Source organism: Pseudomonas sp. Z003-0.4C(8344-21) (assembly GCF_900104975.1).
GTDB lineage: Bacteria > Pseudomonadota > Gammaproteobacteria > Pseudomonadales > Pseudomonadaceae > Aquipseudomonas > Aquipseudomonas granadensis.
On record NZ_LT629756.1, the window covers coordinates 3,427,079 to 3,446,253 of the forward strand.

Annotated in this window: 17 protein-coding genes and 2 pseudogenes; 15 read left to right on the top strand and 4 right to left on the bottom strand. The window is 56.4% G+C overall.

The features are described 5' to 3' along the window. The first annotated feature begins 10 nt into the window (after positions 1–10). The 5 genes from BLU24_RS15555 (at position 11) to BLU24_RS15575 (ending at position 6,485) form a co-directional block, all read left to right on the top strand. A complete protein-coding gene (locus BLU24_RS15555) occupies positions 11–3,277 on the top strand; it encodes a hypothetical protein (protein ID WP_093101735.1) in 3,267 nt (1,088 codons plus the stop codon). A gap of 9 nt (positions 3,278–3,286) precedes the next feature. Further along, positions 3,287–4,261 carry a tetratricopeptide repeat protein gene (locus BLU24_RS15560; protein ID WP_093101736.1) on the top strand — a complete coding sequence of 325 codons (975 nt, stop codon included), beginning with the start codon at positions 3,287–3,289 and terminating at the stop codon, positions 4,259–4,261. A 48-nt stretch (positions 4,262–4,309) separates the two neighbouring features. Further along, positions 4,310–5,281, top strand: coding sequence for a tetratricopeptide repeat protein (locus BLU24_RS15565; protein ID WP_093101737.1), 972 nt, complete (start codon positions 4,310–4,312; stop codon positions 5,279–5,281). 449 nt (positions 5,282–5,730) lie between these two features. After that, the gene (locus tag BLU24_RS15570; protein WP_093101738.1) at positions 5,731–5,997 is read left to right on the top strand and encodes a DUF2790 domain-containing protein; all 267 of its coding nucleotides are present in this window, start codon (positions 5,731–5,733) and stop codon (positions 5,995–5,997) included. Positions 5,998–6,086: 89 nt separating this feature from the next. After that, positions 6,087–6,485, top strand: a complete 399-nt coding sequence (locus tag BLU24_RS15575) for a hypothetical protein (protein WP_093101739.1) — start codon at positions 6,087–6,089, stop codon at positions 6,483–6,485. Here the strand turns inward: BLU24_RS15575 and BLU24_RS15580 are convergent. Then, complete coding sequence (locus BLU24_RS15580) at positions 6,482–6,751, bottom strand: DUF1652 domain-containing protein (protein ID WP_093101740.1); 270 nt, start codon at positions 6,749–6,751, stop codon at positions 6,482–6,484. The genes BLU24_RS15575 and BLU24_RS15580 overlap by 4 nt on opposite strands. Before the next feature lie 364 nt (positions 6,752–7,115). Here BLU24_RS15580 and eco point away from each other — a divergent pair, with 364 nt between their 5' ends. Further along, on the top strand, positions 7,116–7,601 hold the full coding sequence (gene eco / locus BLU24_RS15585; RefSeq protein ID WP_093101741.1) for a serine protease inhibitor ecotin: 486 nt from the start codon (positions 7,116–7,118) through the stop codon (positions 7,599–7,601). Positions 7,602–7,622: 21 nt separating this feature from the next. Beyond that, positions 7,623–7,928, top strand: a complete 306-nt coding sequence (locus BLU24_RS15590; RefSeq protein WP_093101742.1) for an NIPSNAP family protein — start codon at positions 7,623–7,625, stop codon at positions 7,926–7,928. A 30-nt stretch (positions 7,929–7,958) separates the two neighbouring features. On the opposite strand, the pseudogene ilvA reads toward BLU24_RS15590, so the two are convergent. After that, positions 7,959–8,948 (bottom strand): annotated as a pseudogene (gene ilvA / locus BLU24_RS15595) (threonine ammonia-lyase, biosynthetic); the annotation flags it as partial. Between the two features lie 249 nt (positions 8,949–9,197). Between ilvA and BLU24_RS15600 the strand changes: the two are divergent. The 6 genes and pseudogenes from BLU24_RS15600 (at position 9,198) to pncA (ending at position 12,442) form a co-directional block, all read left to right on the top strand. Then, positions 9,198–9,536, top strand: coding sequence for a DUF2834 domain-containing protein (locus BLU24_RS15600; RefSeq protein WP_093101744.1), 339 nt, complete (start codon positions 9,198–9,200; stop codon positions 9,534–9,536). A 209-nt stretch (positions 9,537–9,745) separates the two neighbouring features. Continuing rightward, positions 9,746–10,225, top strand: coding sequence for a hypothetical protein (locus BLU24_RS15605; protein WP_093101745.1), 480 nt, complete (start codon positions 9,746–9,748; stop codon positions 10,223–10,225). 366 nt (positions 10,226–10,591) lie between these two features. Beyond that, entirely contained in the window at positions 10,592–10,792 is a 201-nt protein-coding gene (locus BLU24_RS15610; RefSeq protein ID WP_157720854.1) for a hypothetical protein, read from the top strand. Positions 10,793–10,845: 53 nt separating this feature from the next. After that, on the top strand, positions 10,846–11,319 hold the full coding sequence (locus tag BLU24_RS15615; protein WP_231990228.1) for a sigma-70 family RNA polymerase sigma factor: 474 nt from the start codon (positions 10,846–10,848) through the stop codon (positions 11,317–11,319). Then, a pseudogene (locus BLU24_RS15620) lies at positions 11,316–11,657 on the top strand (transcriptional regulator); the annotation flags it as partial. The gene BLU24_RS15615 and the pseudogene BLU24_RS15620, both read left to right, overlap by 4 nt. 158 nt (positions 11,658–11,815) lie before the next feature. Next, complete coding sequence (gene pncA, locus BLU24_RS15625) at positions 11,816–12,442, top strand: bifunctional nicotinamidase/pyrazinamidase (protein ID WP_093101748.1); 627 nt, start codon at positions 11,816–11,818, stop codon at positions 12,440–12,442. 127 nt (positions 12,443–12,569) lie between these two features. On the opposite strand, the gene BLU24_RS15630 is transcribed toward pncA, so the two are convergent. Further along, positions 12,570–13,871 carry an ATP-binding protein gene (locus BLU24_RS15630; RefSeq protein ID WP_093101749.1) on the bottom strand — a complete coding sequence of 434 codons (1,302 nt, stop codon included), beginning with the start codon at positions 13,869–13,871 and terminating at the stop codon, positions 12,570–12,572. Positions 13,872–13,875: 4 nt separating this feature from the next. Next, complete coding sequence (locus BLU24_RS15635) at positions 13,876–14,577, bottom strand: response regulator transcription factor (protein ID WP_093101750.1); 702 nt, start codon at positions 14,575–14,577, stop codon at positions 13,876–13,878. A 217-nt stretch (positions 14,578–14,794) separates the two neighbouring features. On the opposite strand from BLU24_RS15635, the gene BLU24_RS15640 reads away from it, so the two are divergent. Next, a complete protein-coding gene (locus BLU24_RS15640; protein ID WP_093101751.1) occupies positions 14,795–15,952 on the top strand; it encodes an efflux RND transporter periplasmic adaptor subunit in 1,158 nt (385 codons plus the stop codon). A 15-nt stretch (positions 15,953–15,967) separates the two neighbouring features. Continuing rightward, on the top strand, positions 15,968–19,066 hold the full coding sequence (locus BLU24_RS15645; RefSeq protein ID WP_093101752.1) for an efflux RND transporter permease subunit: 3,099 nt from the start codon (positions 15,968–15,970) through the stop codon (positions 19,064–19,066). Positions 19,067–19,175: the final 109 nt, after the last annotated feature.

Here is a 19,175-nt window from a genome sequence, read left to right on the forward strand (position 1 = left end):
TGGAAGCGAAATGGAACAAAATACCAGCGCAGCACCTAACACCGAGTCGGCACCTGCAACACCGGTAGTGGCCGATGAAACTTGTGCAAAACCGCCTCGGGATATAGGTGAACAACCCGAAGCGCCAGAAGACACACCAAGCGATCACGACAAAGTGAAAACGCCCTGCTCCACCATTTATGGCAGTGCAATTTACGATACGGAAAATGAGTCCTTCTGGTTACTGCCAGAGCGGACAAACTCCGCCTTGAAAGAAGCTTCCAGTGACTTGGAGCAGAAGGTCAGCTCAAGCAAATCTCCCGAAGAACGGAAAAAAGGTCTATACGAGTCGGGGCTCCTTGAGTATTTCCTTGAGCCTAAACTGGCAAACTTTCTTGAGGGTGAAGAGAAGGCACGGATGCTTGAAATCGAAGCTCAACATCCGAACATCAGCAATCTGGATGCAGCGCTCTTGGAGGCTCAGCAGAACTTAACAACCACAGCGCCAGCAGCAGAATCTACCGCCCCGCTTACCGCCCTTGAACAAGACCAACTCAAAAGAAACCAATTCATGGCCGCCCGGGATGCAGCAACCCGCGTACGCGGCATGCATAGCGAATGGCAAAAGCTCAAGCGCATGGCCATTGCCGCCGCCAAGGAAAAAGGCTACGCGTACGAAAGCGGCAACCTTTATGCGCCCAAAGCCATTGCGGCTCGTGAAGCTGTTCAAAAGTACCTGAAAGCGCGAGAAGCGCTGTTAGAGGACAAGGATCTCACCACGTTAACCTCGGCAGAGCTCGCGCCGATGCTCGTTCAAGACAAAAAGCGAATCGACGACATCGCGATGTGCGGCACTAACAATCAGTTGATGCTCTGCACCTATGTGCGCGACCAGGAAATCAAACGCAAGGAAAGGAAAGCTACCTACAGCGCTTATCTGGACGCCATCATCGACGTTGCGCAATACGGAATTGCCCTGCCGGAGTTCGCATTGATTCCTGAGGGCGGAGCAGTCGAAGGTGGTGTCGACCTGTTCAAGCAGTATATGGCGCTCGAGAAAAAGCAAAAGGACGTCAATGAACGCCTCAGTGCCAAGTACAAAGGCTGGATCGAGGCAAGTGGTCGACAAGCAAAAGCGCCCACCAACCTGGTCACTAATGAACGTGCCGACTGGGACAGTTTGCAGGCGTCGAAAGAAGAACTACGTCTTCGGGCTGAGAGCAATGTGGCAACGGCGACTGTTCGCCGTCATCTGTTGTGGGAGCCAGAGCAATTTCAGGCAAGACCTGAAGAGCGCTTGATCAAAAACGGCTTTCCGTTGGCCGAGATGAGCATGGCGGACAGCCTGAAAAAACCGCTGACTTACCTCAGCATGTATTCGCTACCACGACTCAAACAGACCGTTAAGGATGACTGGAAGAAAGTTGGCGCCAAAGTCAAAGATCTGGCGAAGCGTCCGGGCAACAGCGATGGAAAAGCAGCGACGGACAGCGAACTGAGCTTGTTCGGACAGTGGCTGAAAGGCGAAGGCGCGCTAAGAATCAAGGACCAGGAAAGCGATTGGTTCTCCGCCGAAGGGTGGTTCGAAATCGAAAAATTCAAAGCTTACCTTGAAAACAAAAAGTACAAGGTCACTGCGCTGGAGAACGCTGGTACCCGTAAAGAATGGGGGGATCGATTGCAGCAAGTGTTGTTCAAGGACAACGTACGCAAGACCTTCCGGATTTTCGACATCACACCGCAAGCCCAACTGGTTCGTTGCCTGATGCCCTCCACCACGGAGACCATCCACTCGTCGACAAAAGTAGAAGGGCCGGGCTGGACTCTGGCAGAAGGGTTCCAAGCCTCGGCCAAGGCCACCTTTGCCGTTGATCTTGCCAGAGGTGAGGTCGAACTTTTTAAAGTCGACTTGCCAGACCGTGCTAGCGCGAAGGATATCGTCATCACCTACCGAAATGCCGAAGATATACAGCAAAAGATGAACCTCGGACGGTTTTCGCTCTTTCTAGGCGCGAAGGCTTGGGGCTACGCCGGCGCATCGTTGCTGCTTTCTTCGGAAATTGCATTGGATGTCGGTAACGCTGGCTTCCATTTGGCGCCTCCGGAACCGGTGGTGCGCAACCCCGACAAGCGCAGCTATGCGAGAACTGAAAAAAGCGACCAAATTAAAAAAGTTCCTGAAACGCTACAGATACAGGACGGCGCAAAAGCCGCATTCAATCTGTTCGCTGGCCTTCAAACCGGGATCATGGTCACCGGAGCACTAAACTGGGCTCCACCCTCCGAAGTAGCCTTGCTAACCAAAGCGCCCGTTTCTGGAAAAGCCGCCGGAATGAAAGCCAACGAATGGTTCAGCCTTGCGCGTTTGACCGTGGAACTCAACGCCGCTGCTGGTCTCGGAGCGAGGGCCGAAGCAAGTATTTCCCTGCACGAGGGCCGCTTGATTCTGGTGCTCAAAGCAGCGTTGATTGCCGGCCCAGGCGTCGGTGGCTCCTTCAAGTTCGAAGTCGGCTACGATGCCGTCACAGAGTTGCTTAACATGTTTCGTAGAGAACTCTATAAAAACAACCAGAACCCATACTTTGTCATTGAAGACGAAACCTATGCGTACCTTTCAAAGTTAAATACGTTGGGCATTGGCGGTTTTGATATTCGCATGATTTATCTTATGGGCGCTGATGCGGTAATGACGCTTTATGAGACCTTAACTGCAACAGGCAAAGGCAGTGCGATAGCGCAAACCATTATGTCTTACGAGAACCAACATGAACTCGAGGAGTGGTGCATAAACGCTATACCCGGAGCTTTAGGTCCTCTACTTCTGACCCTGATCAGTCCTCCAAGTGATTTTTCTGTGACCATTACCAGCCCCACAGGGAAAACAGCAGAAAAAGACGATACGATTAAATATAGTGAGGAAGAGTCACATTTACTGCAACAGCAAGCCATTGAGAAAATTTTGTTTTGGCTCCTGAAACGCGCGCAGAAAGACAATACCGTTGACAAAGCGCAAACTCAGTTTGAAGACATATGCATGTCTATGAATAAGTTCGGAATAAAGCCAGCAAACGCAGAACAGTTTTATTGCGAGAACAGGCTTTTACTTGACAATTTCATGGCGGACCCGGTTCTCCGCCTAACGAACCGTGCCGGTGATGACATGCGCGCCGATTATTTGTCCCACGTAAAAGTGCTAGGCGCGAAAAAGGATGGACAATGTCAGAGATCCCAGTTCTTCGGCCGAACTTACATACCGTCTGGCACAGCCAAATATATAGCCCCAACCGGTAACATTTGAGAAAAGAACATGCGCCTTATAGAACTACTTTTAGCCGCATCAATACTTGTCATTGCCAACCAGGCAAATGCCGACTTGGACACCAACCAGTCGCAAGCAAAACATCAAGGAGTAATCCTTTACAATCAACTTAAAGCTGTCTCAGCGGCCCCTCTACTAAGAATAGCGGCAGAGGCTGGTGACCATGAAGCGCAGTATTATCTAGCTGAGTCGTTGCGGCAAAAAAATAGCTATATGAATCCTGAAGCTAAAAAGTGGTATGAAATGGCAGCTGCTCAAGGGGATCTTTACGCAATGATCCAGCTTGGACGAGTACAAAAGGATCTATGTAAATTATCAGAAGACTGTCCACCTACAGAAAAAAAACCATCAGACTGGCTGAATCAAGCATCTAGCATCGCTCAGCCTGAGGCTGAGGATGGAAACCCAGAAGCCATGTACATCATGTATGAGCTAACACTCGATACAACTTGGTTAGAAAAAGCGGCTGCAAAACATCACCGATTCTCACAGTACTTGTTAGCTAAAAGCTACCATCAAGGAGATGGCGTATTCCTACCGTGGAAACGCTCTGAAGCTGTTGAACAATTATTCAAAGCCTCTGCTGAGGGCGGCTACCCGCCTGCAATGATGGAATACGGAGCACTTCTTTATGAAAAAGGTGATATTGAGGGATTCCGTCATTGGAATGAGCAAGCAGCTTTAGCAAGCTATGCCACCACGGTTTATGGTTACGGCTCTGATCTTGCTCATGAGCCAGACACCTATGGATTCCCGCTCGATGTCGTAAAAGGTTATGCCCTGGTTTACACCTTGAAGGAGCTAGATGGGGGTGGAGGTTTACAAGCAAGAGTGGAGAGCAAACTACCTAAAATTGAAGCGAAGATGACAACTGAGCAAATTACCAAAGGTAAAAGATTTGCAGAAGAATGGAAGGCGACTCACCCCCCCCTTTCATTTTACCCGGACAAACTAAGCCGCTGAAGACTAATTAGCATGATCTTTTTTTGACGAGTCAGACTGATAAACCCAATGAAGTATTTCGCCGTTCTCCTGTTATTCATGACTCTGCTTCCCTCATACGTGGAAGCCCAACTGGATATCGAGCAGAAATCTGCCAGAGATAACGGCATTACCCTCTACAACCAATACAAGACAGCCTCAGCCATTTCCTTTTTGACCATCGCAGCAGAGGCAGGCGACCCTGAAGCACAGTATTATTTAGGCGAAGCAATTCGAAAGAAAAATCATTACATGAACAAAGAGGCCAGAAAATGGTATGAAGCCTCAGCAAGTCAGAACAATCTGTATGCCATGATTCAATTGGGCCGCATTGAGCATGATATGTGTGAAATATCCAACGACTGCGCTCCTTCTCAGAAGCCACCTGTAGAATGGTTGAATCGGGCAAAACAAATTGCTCAAGAAAAAGCCGAGGCTGGAGACGCGGAGGCGATGTGCTTAATGTACGAAATAACGCTAGATGATACCTGGTTGGAAAAGGCCGCCTCTGCGGGAAATGCATTTGCGCAATATTGGATGGCGGTCTCCCTCAGGCAAGGTGATGGTTTTTTCCTGCCTTGGAAACGAAGCGAAGCAGTTGAAAGGTGGTTTAAGCTTTCGGCTGAAGGCGGTTACCCTAAGTCGATGATGGAATATGGTGAAATATTGCATAAACGTGGCGATATTGAGGGATTTCGCCACTGGAATGAACAGGCGGCGTTAGCAGGGTATGCACCTACTGTTTTCGGATACGGCGCTGACCTAGCTCATGAGCCCGATACATTCGGATATCCCCTCGACCTTATAAAAGGCTATGCGCTTATATCCTGGTTGTCCGAGCTAGACGGAGGGGGTGGCATGAAGGAAAACGTTGAATACACGTTACCTAGAATCGCGGCTAAAATGTCTGTTAAACAGATTGAAGCAGCTAAAAAGCTTTCCAAAGAATGGGCTTCTTCGCACTCGCCCCTGTCTTTCTTCCCTGACAAACTAAGCCGATAAATTACTTTATTCAAAAACAATAATGACGCGAATAATACAAGCGGAAGGAATAGTTAGCGTCGAGCCCGTCCCAAGGCCTTCCCGCTCCGCTCTCATTCAAATATTAAACCGACGCGCAGTAACTCAACATTCGTTGCTGCGCCCCTGCTATGGTCATTGCCCTGCGTCAGCGGGTTAAGCGCACAATTGATGTGGGCGCGTCCTGCACGCCCGCTTGCTTGAAGCACAAAGAACGCAATGCACCTGCCTGCGTCTGAGTTCGCGAGATCTTGGGAAGAAAGCCATCCCACACCTCCGACAGCCACCATTCAGCCCGGTTAACCCTGCCTTAACGCCGTAGTCAAAAACTCCACTGAACCGCACGCCCTCAACCATTCTGGCTGTTGTCCAGTGCGGCAGATTCGGGTGAATCACGCCGAACTCCAGAACCGTCGCACCGGAGTCCTCTCATGAACATTCGTCTTTCACTGCTCGCAGCCGCCCTCGCCTGCGCCGCATTCACCGGACTGGCCCAAGCCAATGACACAACCCCCTCAAACGCCGTGCCCTACAAGTACGGCATGCCGCTGCAAGTAGCGAAGGTAATTGCACTGACCGAGCCACCTACTCTGGAATGCAAGGTCATCACCGCTGACATGAAATACATCGACAACAACGGCAGACCTGAAGAAATCAGCTACCGGAAATTATCCGACGCGTGCCAGCTACAGAACTGACAGAAACGTCTGATTCGCGGCTTTGCGGTAGGCGGGAGGGGTTTCGGCGGTTATGCTCGAAGCCTTCCTCACTGCCGCAAGGATTCGCCATGCAGTTGTCGTTTCGCACGTTGTCCAGTCTCACGTGTTCGTTGTGTTTTCTGTTGGCGCTGGCCTGGGGCATCTTCCCCGAACGGCTGTTGGCGATCTGGAGCATCGAGTATTCCGAGGGGGCCGGTTTTGTCGCGCGGCGCAGTGCAGTGCTGTTTGCGGCATTGGGGGTGATGTTTTATCTGGTGCGCAATGCACCGCCGTCGCTGGGGCGCAATGCGCTGAGCAACGGTTTTATCGTCGGTTGTCTTGGGTTAGCGGTGCTGGGTTTTGCGGAATGGCTCAACGGTCATGCCGGCCCCGGGATTTTGCTCGCGGTGCTGGTCGAGTTCGCGCTGGGCCTTGGTTTTGTGCAGGCCCGGCGCGTGACGGTCGAGCTGGGTGAAACGGTGCGTTAAACCGCTCGCGAGCGGACGGTGCTCTGATGCGGCGCAGTTTGTTGGGCCAGATCGGAGCGAAGCCCCGCGACCAGATTGTTGATTTCGCGACAGCTGTTGAGCCGGCTCGCATCAATGCCGTTGACCTGCAGGTCTACCTGATCGGTCCGATGATCGCCGAAGACCTTGATGGTCATCGACAGATCCGGCGACAGCGTGCATTGGCAGCGTTTCGGCAGAAAACTGCTTTCGATGATGTTGCGTAGTTCCAAGGCAGACAGAAACATGGCGAACCCTCTCCTTACTGTGAGATGCCAATCAAGTATTCACGCTGACCGTTGCGCCCCTGCGCGGGTGTGTCCCCGCTGTTTCCCTGGGTGCGTCAAGCGGCGGTACTGCGAAATGCCCATTGGAGTGTAGGCGCCCAAATCCGGTGCGCCGCACTAATAGAACGCATAAAGCGTGCCTTTGATCGGCTTCTTGTCACGCCTTACAAATCAGTCACTTGGCGCACTGGCCAGCATTGTGCTATTTGCAAAATGCAAGAAAGGCCTGCCCACGCACTGCATTTTGCAAGTACGCCCTGATTTGCATTAAGCATCCGTGGCGGCAAGAATGCCTCACTACCCCGACACCCGCACGGAGGCTTCCATGGGTTCTTTACGCGCATACGCGATTACCGGGCTGCTTGTTGCCAGCCTTTCTACCCTCGCCCACGCGGCCAAGCTCGAAGATGTCGCGCCTTATCCAAAGGCTGAGGCCGGCTTCACCCGCCAGGTCATTCATCTGCCCAAGCAAGAGCAGGAAGAGAACTTTCAGGTCGAAATCCTTGCTGGCAAAACCCTTGAGGTCGATTGCAATCGCCAGCGGCTCGGCGGCGCGCTGGTCGAAAAGAACCTCGAAGGCTGGGGTTATCCGTTCTACCGCCTGGAACAGGTAACCGGCCCGGTGAGCACGATGATGGCTTGCCCGCCCGGTTCGCAAAAGAAACGCGTGTTCGTGCCGGTTATCGGTGACGGTTTCAAACTGCGCTACAACAGCAAATTACCCGTTGTGGTCTACGCACCATCGGACGTAGAAGTGCGTTATCGGATCTGGTCGGCATCTGAAAAAGTCGGCACGGCGCTGCCGGAATAACCACAACAAGGAGTGTACGGCTTGATTACCTGCCACGTCAGATACGTCATCGATCCCTATCAGTTGACCGAGTTCGAAGATTACGCCAAAGCCTGGCTCGGTATCGTCGAGCGTTTGGGCGGCACCCATCATGGTTACTTTCTTCCGTCCGAAGGCGCGAGCAATATCGCTTATTGTCTGTTCAGCTTTCCTTCGCTGGCAGACTACGAAAGCTATCGTCACGTTGCGATGACCGATGCGGAAAGCACCGCACTGGTTGCCAATCTTGTAGAGAAGAAATTCATCGTCAGTTACGAGCGCAGCTTCCTGCGCCCAATGCTGCCGTAACGTTCATCAAGCAGGGACGCCGCACACCGCGGCGCGCTCGGCGACATGACGCAGACTGTCGAAGTTGATATTGGCGCCCGAATCAATCGCCACGAAAGTCTGCCCCTGCGCACCCGTTCGGCCCACGTATTGCTTGATGCCCGCCACTGCCAGTGCGCCCGAAGGCTCGGTGATCGAGCGCGTGTCGTCGTAGATGTTCTTGATCGCCGCACAGAGGTCGTCGTTGCTGACCGTGATGACTTCGTCCACGCAAAATCGGCAGACTTCGAAGCCAAACGCGCCGATTTGTGCGACCGCGACACCATCGGCGAAAGTGCCAACACTGGGCAAAACCACACGTTGATCCGCTTCCAGCGCAGCTTTCAGGCACGCCGAGTGTTCGGATTCAACGCCGATGATGCGCACTTCCGGGCGCAGGTATTTGACGTAAGCGGCGATTCCGGCAATCAGCCCGCCACCGCCCACAGGAACAAAGATTGCGTCGAGCGCGCCCTGATGCTGCCGAAGAATTTCCATCGCCACGGTGCCCTGCCCGGCAATCACCTCAGGGTCATCGAATGGCGAGACGAAGGTGCGTCCGCTGAGTTCGGCCAGTTGCAGCGCATGGGCCAGTGCAAACGGAAAACTCTCGCCATGCAGCAGCGCTTCCGCTCCCCGACTGCGCACGCCTTGGACCTTGAGTTCCGGCGTGGTGGACGGCATGACGATCGTCGCCGTGATGCCCAGTTCGCGTGCCGCCAGCGCCACTCCCTGGGCATGGTTGCCGGCCGAGGCTGTGATGACCCCGCGCGCTTTCTGCTCTTCGCTCAGTTGCACCAGTTTATTGTAGGCGCCACGGATCTTGAAGGAGAACGTCGGCTGTAAGTCCTCACGTTTGAGCAGAACCCGATTGCCCAGCGCATCCGACAGCGCCGGCGCCGCTTGCAATGGCGTGCGCACGGCAATGTCATACACCGACGCAGCAAGGATCTTTTTTACGTAGTGCTCAAGCAGGGCTTGCTGGTCGGGGCTGTGCGGCATGGTCGTCTCCTGACGTTTTTCAAAACCCCGGAGACAGAAAGTGAAAACCCGCCTCTAGGGCGGGTTGGGTGCTGCAGTCGTGAGCTAGCCCGCCAAATGAGGAATGGCGGTAATAATGCTTGGCTGGCAGCGCAATACGGTGGAAGTCATGGAACGGAAAGTAGCCTGCTCGCTGCGGGCGAGTCAATGGCCAAATTCAGCCGGAAGCGTTAGTGTGGCGACTCTCTCATCGCACCAAGGAAGGCACGCATGATCTCCATCGCCCTGCCCCTCACGGCTTTGCTCGCTTTTGGTGGTTACACCGTTTCAGTGATGCTCCAGGCCGAACAGTCGGTGATCGATTTTGGCATCAGCCTGATGTCGCGTCCGGACACTGCGCAGGTTGTTATCGATCTGTACTTGCTGGCCACACTGGCGGGCGTCTGGATGGTCAAGGATGCCAGGTCGCGCGGGCAGCCGGTTTGGTCGGTGGCCCCTTATCTGTTGCTGACGGCGGCTTTTGTTTCGATTGGGCCGTTGTTGTATCTGGTGGTACGTGGGGTTCGCGAGCGCAACCGGAAGGCTGCGGATCTGGCTCGCGTGGGCTGATCGGTTGTCGCGCAAATTGCAATTGCGAGCAGGCTCGTTTTCTTGTGTAACGATGCGAAGCAGGGAGTCACGGCTTCGATTAAAAATTCCCGAATAGTTCGCCTGTCAACTGTCAACTCTGACAGTTATGCCGCAGATCCTGATGCAGTAGCTTGAGCCTTGACCGGGAGTTCGCTCCCACTTTAGTTCGTGCATAAGGAGCATTAGCGATGACAGCTTCCAAGAACCAAACTACTGGAGAGTTCTCTGCTGATACGATCGATGGCGAAAGCCCGACGTTCTATACGACGGATGTGAAACTGGCCATCAGTTCCAATCCGGTGCCTGATCCTTATTGGCAAGCTATAGGCATTCAGACTTTTCCCGAACCGCTGCCTCAACGACAAGCCGCTTTGAGTGTTTACTTTCCTGAAGGAACAACTCCAGACACCTATACGCTGACCGAAAATGGTAAATATCGAGCAAGCTATGCTTTTGGCACTTTGAACGATCCAGAAATCTATCGGGCAACGAGTGGCACCTTGATCCTGAAAGTTGCACCGAAAGAGGGAGATCCGCGACTGGAGGGCAGCGTCGAGTTCAGCGCTAAACTCCAAAACAGTGTGGAAACCGTCGAGATCAAGAATGGCCGGTTCGTCATGACAGGCCTGACACCTAAGAGCCTGACTCCTTTGACATTAAGAGCCTGACCCCTTTGACAAACCCCGACGCGCGACTCTGCTTTCAGGGTGCCTGCCCGCCTCAGCCCCGTTTGACTGCCACAAGCGCAGCCGTTTCATAGGGTACCCTGACCACGTCCCTGCTGCGCAATTGCGGCTCTGCTACAACCAGCGCCATTGACATAGCTGTCAGCGGCGGTCTTGTACTCGCTCGCCGCTGAATGACGGACCGTTCATGGCAATGCTCCCTACAGCAATACATCGGATCGACGGCAGACCCACCCGAGCATAGCGCTTGAATTTATCCGCACCCTCAACAGTCACTGACAATGTAATGAACAAAATTTCACCCGGTTTTGTCCCCGCGCGGACTCAACCTTCTGTGGAGCCTTGCCCATGACTATCCGTTCCGTTATGTTCGCCGCCCCGTGGCTGTTGGTCGCGGTGATCTCCAGCCCGTTGGCGCTGGCTACCGAAGAAAAAGGCCAGCCGGTGCAAAAACCCGAATGCCCGAAAGGTCAGGTCTGGGACAGCAAATCGCAGAAATGCGCGTTGCAAACCAGTGCCGTCCACGACTCATCACAACCTGAACATTGATAAGGGAAGTCGCCATCAGCGAGCAGGCGTTCAGAGCAGAACTCGGACAGCATCTGGCGCGACTGTGGCGCTACGGTTTGCTGTTGTCGCGCAATCGGCATGTGGCTGAGGATCTGGTGCACGCGACCTGCGTGCGCGCACTCGAACGCGCGGGTCAGTATGTGACGGGCACGCGTATGGAGCGATGGTTGTTGGGCCTGTTGCATTCAATCTGGATCAACGAAGTGCGCACGCGCCGGGTGCGTCAGGAACCGGCTGGGAATGGCACAGAGGCTGACAACGCATTTGCTGCGAAACCCCACGTAATGGCTGCACAGGTCATTCGCCGTGTGAACGCCTTACCGGAAACCCAGCGCGAGACGGTTTATCTGGCTTACGTCGAAGGTTTTTCCTACAGCGAAGTCGCCGACATTCTGCAAATTCCAGTTGCGACAGTCATGACGCGGTTGGCCACCGCCCGGTTGAAACTGGCTGAATACCCACCGCTGTACACGGTTTCGACCTCTACCGAGGCCAACCACTCATGAAGACACCTTCGGATGAGCAACTGGTCGCCTGGCTGGACAATGAACTCGGCGCCGAGCAACGCAGCCTGCTGGAACAGGCCATCGCGGACGACGCGCTGCTCAACCTGCGCGTGCAGTGGCTCAGTCGGGCTAACCTGCCCTACCAAAAAGCCTACGACGAGCTGGCACAACAGGCACCGCTCGAACGTTTGCAGGCGCGGCTGGACGCGATTCCTTCGCCTGAACAGCCAGGGCTGAGCCGGCGCTGGTTTATTGCTGCCGCCGCAGCAGCTTTGTTTGCTGGCGGTGTTCTGGCCGATCGCGCGTTCCTTGGCTGGCAGGCAACACGGTCAAACCACGGTTCGCCACCCGCTCGGAGTACGGAAAGCAACCGCCGGCCCACGAGCGGGCACAACGCTGCACCAGAACTTGAAAGCAAGGCAAAATCGTTAAAGCCGCCTCGGCGCATGAACAGTCCTGAACTATGCTGAGCGACTGTTTTCAAGGAGGACACGCAATGCCTGATTCATCCCGTACCGCGTTGTTGGTGATCGACGTGCAAAACGATTTCGTCCCCGGCGGGCAATTGCCAGTGCCGGAAGGTGATCTTGTTGTGCCGTTGATCAACCGGCTCGCCCGGCAGTTCAGCCAGGTCATCATCGCCCAGGACTGGCACCCGTCGGGCCACGCTTCGTTTGCCTGCAGGCATCCTGGCAAGCAACCCTTCGATAGCGTTCAACTGCCCTATGGCGAACAAACGTTGTGGCCCGAGCACTGTGTGCAAGGCACAGCCGGCGCCGAGTTTCACCCTCAACTCGACTTGCCGCACGCCCAGTTGATCATCCGCAAGGGCTGCAATCCTGATATCGACAGCTATTCGGCATTCCTGGAAGCCGATCGCTATACCACTACCGGACTTTCGGGCTATCTCAAAGAACGCGGCATCGACACCGTTTACATGGTCGGACTGGCGCTGGATTTCTGTGTGATGTTTTCCGCGCTGGATGCCCGAGCGGCGGGTTTCAATGCTTATGTGGTGCTGGATGCGTGTCGGGCAATCGATTTGAATGGATCACTGCAGTCGGCGCTGGAGAAAATGCAGAGCGCCGGCGTTGAGTTGATTCAATCGACAGAACTCGCCTGAACAACGCAAGCCCCCTGTGGGAGCGAGCCTGCTCGCGATGGCGTTGAATCAGTCGAATCATGCTTCGCTCATAGACCGCCTTCGCGAGCAGGCTCGCTCCCACAAGGTATTGCTTAGCCTTTGGAAATCAGGGTTTCGTCGGCAGCCACAACCTGAACCGCGCACCGCCCAGCGGCGAAGGTTCGACGGTCAGTGTGCCACCCTGCGCTTCCAGTGCCCGACGGCTGATCGCCAAGCCAAGACCAAACCCGCCCGTGGCCCGATCCCGACTGCGATCAAGCCGATAAAACGGCTCGAATATCCGCTCACGCTCATCGTCGGGAATACCGATGCCGTCGTCATCAACCCAGATCTCACAGCCCTCGGCATTGACCTGCACACCAATCTGAATACGGCTTTCGCAATAGCGCATGGCGTTGCGCAACAGGTTCTGAATGGCACGCGCGGTCAGGCGCGGATCGAGTGAAAAGCGTTCGAGCTGACCGTGCAGCAACACATCAATGACGATCTCAGGAGATTCCAGCTCTTCGTCGACACTGCCCAGAATGCTGTCGATAAATTCGTCCAGCGCCACCTCGACCTGTTCGGGTAGTTGCGCCGGGTTCTGCAAACGGCTGTAGGACAGCAACTCCAGCACCAGTTCATCCAGCTCACGAATGTGCGCGACCAGCCCTTGCAAGCGCTCGCGGCTGGCGGCCGGCAGGTCGTCGGACAGCGCCAGCGCCAGGCCGAAATCCAGACGCGTCAATGGCGTGCGCAGTTCATGGGACACGGCGTTAAGCAGATCACGCTGCTGATTGAGCAGTTTTTCGATATCGCCGGCCATGGTGTCGAAGACATGCGCGAGGCTGCCGATGTTCGAGCTTGGCGCGATATGCGTGCGCTCGCTCAAATGGCCTTTGCCGAAACGTTCGGCGGTGCCTTTGAGGCGTTCCAGATCGCGCCAGTGCGGGCGCAACCACATCAACAGGCACGCCAGCAATGTCGCGCCGATCAGCACATTGATGCTCCAGTACAGCAGATCGACATCAACTGGATCGGGCGGTACGACCATCTTCACCGCGGTGGTGTCGTCCAGCGCCGCGACCGCCAGCGTGCGCCAGCCCCAATCGCCGATGCGCACGACGTTTTCCTTACGGCGCAGGCGCTCCTGCTCGATGTCAGTGAACTGTGCGTCATCGATTCGAGCGAGGACGATGTGCAACGGCTGGAAATCCTTGTCCAGCGACGCCGCCAGCGCCGGCCACCGATCCTGCGGCACCGCATGAAACTGGCGGGTGATCAGCGATTGCAGACCGCGCGAATAGTCGAGGTTGTACGTGACGAAGCGTTCTCTGAACGCCATCACCACCAGATCCGGCACCAGATAGATCGCCGCACTGTAGGAGACGATCGTCACCAGATACAGGCGAAACAGGATGCGAAACATCAGCTCAGCATTCCCATTCGGAGCGGCTGAACAGATAGCCCTTGCCCCACACGGTCTTGATTTTGCGCGCCTCGCCGGCATGGTCGTCGAATTTGCGCCGCAGCTTGGAAATCGCCACGTCCACCGAACGGTCGGTGCCGTTGAATTCGATACCGCGCAGGCGTTGAAGGATCTGGTCGCGGCTGAGCACTTCGCCTGCATGCCGGGCCAGCACCACCAACAGATTGTATTCGCCACTGGACAGCTCCACCGGTTGTTCGCGCCAGGTCACGGTGCGCTCGGACAGGTCGATGCACAGATTGCCCATGACGATACGGTCATTGACCGTTTGCGGCTCGCCCAGACTGCTGCGGCGCAACAGCGTGCGCACGCGTGCCAGCAGTACGCGCGGCTCGCACGGTTTGGTGACGTAATCGTCGGCGCCCATCTCCAGGCCCAGCACCTGATCATGACTGTCATCGCGGGCGGTGAGCATCAGGATCGGCAGCGTCGCCGAATCGGCGCGCAGCAAGCGGCACACCTGCAAGCCGTCGAGGCCCGGCAGCATCAGGTCGAGGATCACCAGATCCGGCGGATTGGCCCGCGCCCGCTCGCGCACGTGGTCGCCACGGCCAATGACGCTGACGGAATAACCGTTGCGCTCCAGGTAGCTGGAAATCAGTTCGGCGAGGGCGGTGTCGTCTTCGACGAGGAGGATGTTGGGCATGGGTGATCCAGAGAATGCTGTGGCGACGGTTCGACCGCTATCGCCAGCAGGCTGGCGATGCTTTATCTGTCGCAATAAATTTCAAGGCTTGCAGGATATACGCCCTCACCCCTCCCCGAGCAAAACCCTTACACAATTTCACACAGCGCCTACAAAGCTTCACCGCTAATCTCGGCGTCTGCCCGTAGGATGCGGACTTCAATATTGGGGGTTGTACATGTCGAACAAACTGCTGGCCGGGCTCGGCCTGATCGCGCTGGCGCTGACGTTGAGCGCCTGTGATTCGTCGTCGGACGCCGAGGTGCAGGCGCCACCGGCTACGGTGCGTATCGAGACGGTCGAGGCGCATCCCCTGACGCTCAGCAGCGAACTCAGCGGGCGCATTGCCGCGCCACGGATTGCCGAAGTCCGCGCTCGGGTCGCCGGTGTGGTCTTGCAACGGACCTTTCGCGAAGGCAGCGACGTGAAAAAAGGCGACGTATTGTTTCGCATCGACCCGGCACCCTTCAAGGCCGACCTCGACAGCGCCGAAGCCGCGCTACGCAAGGCTGAAGCCAATGCCTTTCAGGCGAAACTGCAAGAGCAGCGCTATGCGCAGCTGATCGACGATAAGGCCATCAGCGCTCAGGACTACGACAACGCCCGCGCCAATGCCCGGCAGACCGCAGCCGACGTGGCGGCAAATAAAGCAGCGGTGAAACGGGCGAAACTGAATCTCGGCTATGCCACCGTCACGGCACCGATTTCCGGTCGCGTCGGCCGCGCGCTGGTGACCGAAGGTGCCTTGGTCGGGCAGAACGAAACCACCCCGCTGGCACTGATTCAGCAACTCAATCCGATCCACGCCGACCTCACCCAGTCCACCCGCGAACTCAACGAACTGCGCCGTGCGTTCCGCTCCGGGCAATTGCAGGAAGTCGGTCAGGATCAAGTCAAAGCCACCCTGATCCAGGACGACGGCAGCCTGTATCCGCTGCCGGGCAAGTTGCTGTTCAGCGACATCACCGTCGATCCGGGCACCGGGCAGATCATCCTGCGCAGCGAATTCCCCAACCCGGATCTCGACTTGCTGCCGGGCAGTTTCATCCGCGTACGTCTGGAACAGGCAACGATCGCCAATGGCATTACCGTGCCGCAACGCGCCGTACAGCGTGACAGCGCCGGCATCGCCCAGGTGCTGATTGTCGATGACCAGATGCGCGTCGCCCAGCAACCCGTGCAACTGGGCGCCGTGCAGAACAACCGCTGGATCGTCACCAGTGGTCTCAAGGCCGGCGACCGCATCGTCGTCGAAGGCCTGCAACACGCGCGCCCCGGCGAAACTGTGCAGATCGACGACAGCCCTCTTCCCATTGCCCAGACCTCGGGTCAGTAAGCAGGACGCTTTTTTATGCCGCAGTTCTTCATCGATCGCCCGGTATTCGCCTGGGTCGTCGCGCTGTTCATTCTGTTGGCCGGAGCGCTGGCCATCCCGCAATTACCGGTGGCGCAATACCCTGATGTCGCGCCGCCGCAGATCGAGATCTATGCCGTTTACCCCGGCGCCTCGGCGCAGACTGTCGACGAAAGCGTGGTCAGCCTGATCGAAGAAGAGCTCAACGGCGCCGATCATCTGCTGTACTTCGAATCGCAAAGCAGCCTCGGCAGCGCGACGATCAAAGCCACGTTCCAGCCCGGCACCAACCCGGAACTGGCGCAGGTCGATGTGCAAAACCGTCTCAAAGTGGTCGAGTCGCGCCTGCCGCAAGCGGTCAACCAGCAAGGCCTGCAGGTGGAGAAAGTCTCCTCGGGCTTCCTGTTGCTGATCACCCTGACGTCCAGTGACGGCAAGCTCGATGACGTCGCGCTCAGCGATTATCTGGCGCGCAACGTGATGAACGAGATCAAGCGTCTGGAGGGCGTCGGCAAGGCTCAGCTGTATGGCGCAGAACGGGCCATGCGCATCTGGATCGATCCGCAGAAGCTGATCGCTTTCGACCTGACGCCCGCCGATGTCAACGCCGCCATCGTCGCGCAGAACGCGCAAGTCTCTGCCGGCAGTATCGGTGACTTGCCGTCACCGGCGTCGCAGGAAATCACCGCAACCATTCTGGTGAAAGGTCAGTTATCGACGCCGCAAGAGTTCGCCGACATCGTGCTCAAGGCCAATCGCGACGGCTCCACCGTGCGCGTCGGCGACGTCGCGCGAGTCGAGATCGGCAGCCAGGAATACCAGTTCGGTACCCGCTTGAACGGCAAGCCTTCGACAGCGGTTGGCGTACAACTGTCGCCGGGCGCCAACGCGCTGAACACCGCAACACTGGTGCGGGCGAAGATGGATGAACTGTCGCGCTACTTCCCGGCAGGCGTTGAATACAAGATCCCGTACGACACCTCGCCCTTCGTCAAAGTCTCGATTACCAAGGTGGTTTACACCCTTGGCGAAGCGATGCTGCTGGTGTTTGCGGTGATGTTCCTGTTCCTGCAGAACGTGCGTTACACGCTGATCCCGACGCTGGTAGTGCCAGTGGCACTGATGGGCACTTTTGCGACCATGCTTGCGCTGGGCTTCTCGATCAACGTGTTGACCATGTTCGGTATGGTGCTGGCGATCGGCATTCTGGTCGACGACGCCATTGTCGTGGTGGAAAACGTCGAGCGGATCATGGCCAGTGAAGGCTTGTCACCCAAGGAGGCCACGCGCAAAGCCATGACGCAGATTACCGGAGCGATCATCGGTATCACGCTGGTGCTGGTCGCAGTGTTTATTCCGATGGCATTCATGCAGGGCTCGGTCGGGGTGATTTACCAGCAGTTCTCACTGTCGATGGCGACGTCGATCCTGTTCTCGGCATTCCTCGCCCTGACCCTGACCCCGGCATTGTGCGCCACGCTGCTCAAGCCGATTGCCAAAGGCGAGCATCACGAAAAGTCCGGGTTCTTCGGCTGGTTCAACCGACGCTTCGAGCAACTGACTGACCGCTATCAGGGCTGGGTCGGCCATGCGCTGCAACGCAGCGGTCGCTACCTGCTGATTTACGTCGTGCTGCTGGTCGGACTGGGGTTTTGCTTCGCGCGCCTGCCCTCTTCGTTCCTGCCGGTGGAAGATCAGGGCTACACCATTACCGACATTCAACTGCCGCCCGGTGCGACCAAGAATCGTACGGTGGCCGTGGCCGAGCAGCTTGAAGCACATAACGCCGGCGAACCGGGTATTAGTGACAGTGTGGTGATTCTCGGTTTCAGTTTCTCCGGTAGCGGCCAGAACGCAGCCTTGGCGTTTTCGACGTTGAAGGATTGGTCGCAGCGCGGCAGTGAAGATTCCGCCAGTTCGATTGCCGATCGCGCCAACGTCGCCTTGAGTGAAGTCAAGGACGCCATGGCGTTTTCGGTCCTGCCACCGCCCGTGGATGGTCTCGGTACATCGAGCGGTTTCGAGTTCCGTTTGCAGGATCGTGGCGGGCTCGGCCATGCGACGTTGATGCAGGCGCGCAGCGAATTGCTCGCTGCCGCAGAAAAAAGCCCGGTGCTGATGAATGTGCGCGAAAGCGCGTTGGCCGAAGCACCACAGGTTCAGCTAGTCGTTGATCGCAAACAGGCGAACGCGTTGGGCGTTTCCTTCGCGGACATAGGTAACGCCCTGTCGACAGCGGTGGGGTCGAGTTACATCAACGACTTCCCCAATCAAGGTCGGATGCAGCGCGTTGTCGTGCAAGCAGAAGGCGACCAACGCAGTCAGGTCGACGATCTGCTGAAAATGCATGTGCGCAACAACACCGGGCATATGGTGCCGTTGTCGGCGTTCGTGCGGGCCAACTGGATTCAGGGCCCGGCGCAGTTGACTCGCTACAACGGTTATCCGGCGATTGCGATTTCCGGTGAACCGTCAGCGGGGCACAGTACCGGTGAGGCCATGGCGGAAATCGAGCGTCTGGTTGCGCAAGGGCCGAAAGGCCTGGGCCAGGAATGGACCGGTCTGTCGCTGCAGGAACGCTTGTCCGGCAACCAGGCGCCGATCCTGCTCGGTTTGTCGCTGCTGGTGGTGTTTCTGTGTCTGGCGGCGCTTTATGAGAGCTGGTCGATTCCGACGTCGGTGTTGCTGGTCGTGCCGCTGGGCGTGCTCGGCGCGGTGTTGGCCGTGACGTTGCGCGGCATGCCCAACGATGTGTTCTTCAAGGTCGGGCTGATAACCATCATTGGCCTGTCGGCGAAGAATGCGATCCTGATCATCGAGTTCGCCAAAAGTCTGTATGACGAAGGCCACGGCCTGATCGATGCGACATTGCAGGCAGCGCGCTTGCGGTTGCGGCCAATCGTCATGACGTCGCTGGCGTTCATTCTTGGCGTGGTGCCGCTGGCTATCGCCACGGGTGCCAGTTCGGCGAGTCAGCAAGCCATTGGTACTGGAGTGATCGGCGGGATGATCACCGCGACACTTGCGGTCATCTTCGTGCCGGTGTTCTTTGTTGTTGTGATAAATCTCGTACAACGATTCACCAAGCCCCACTGATCCCAATTGTGGAGCGAGCCTGCTCGCGAATGTGCCAGATCAGTCAACATCAATTTTGAATGTATCGATGCTTTCGCGAGCAGGCTCTCTCCCACAGGGATTTTGCAAA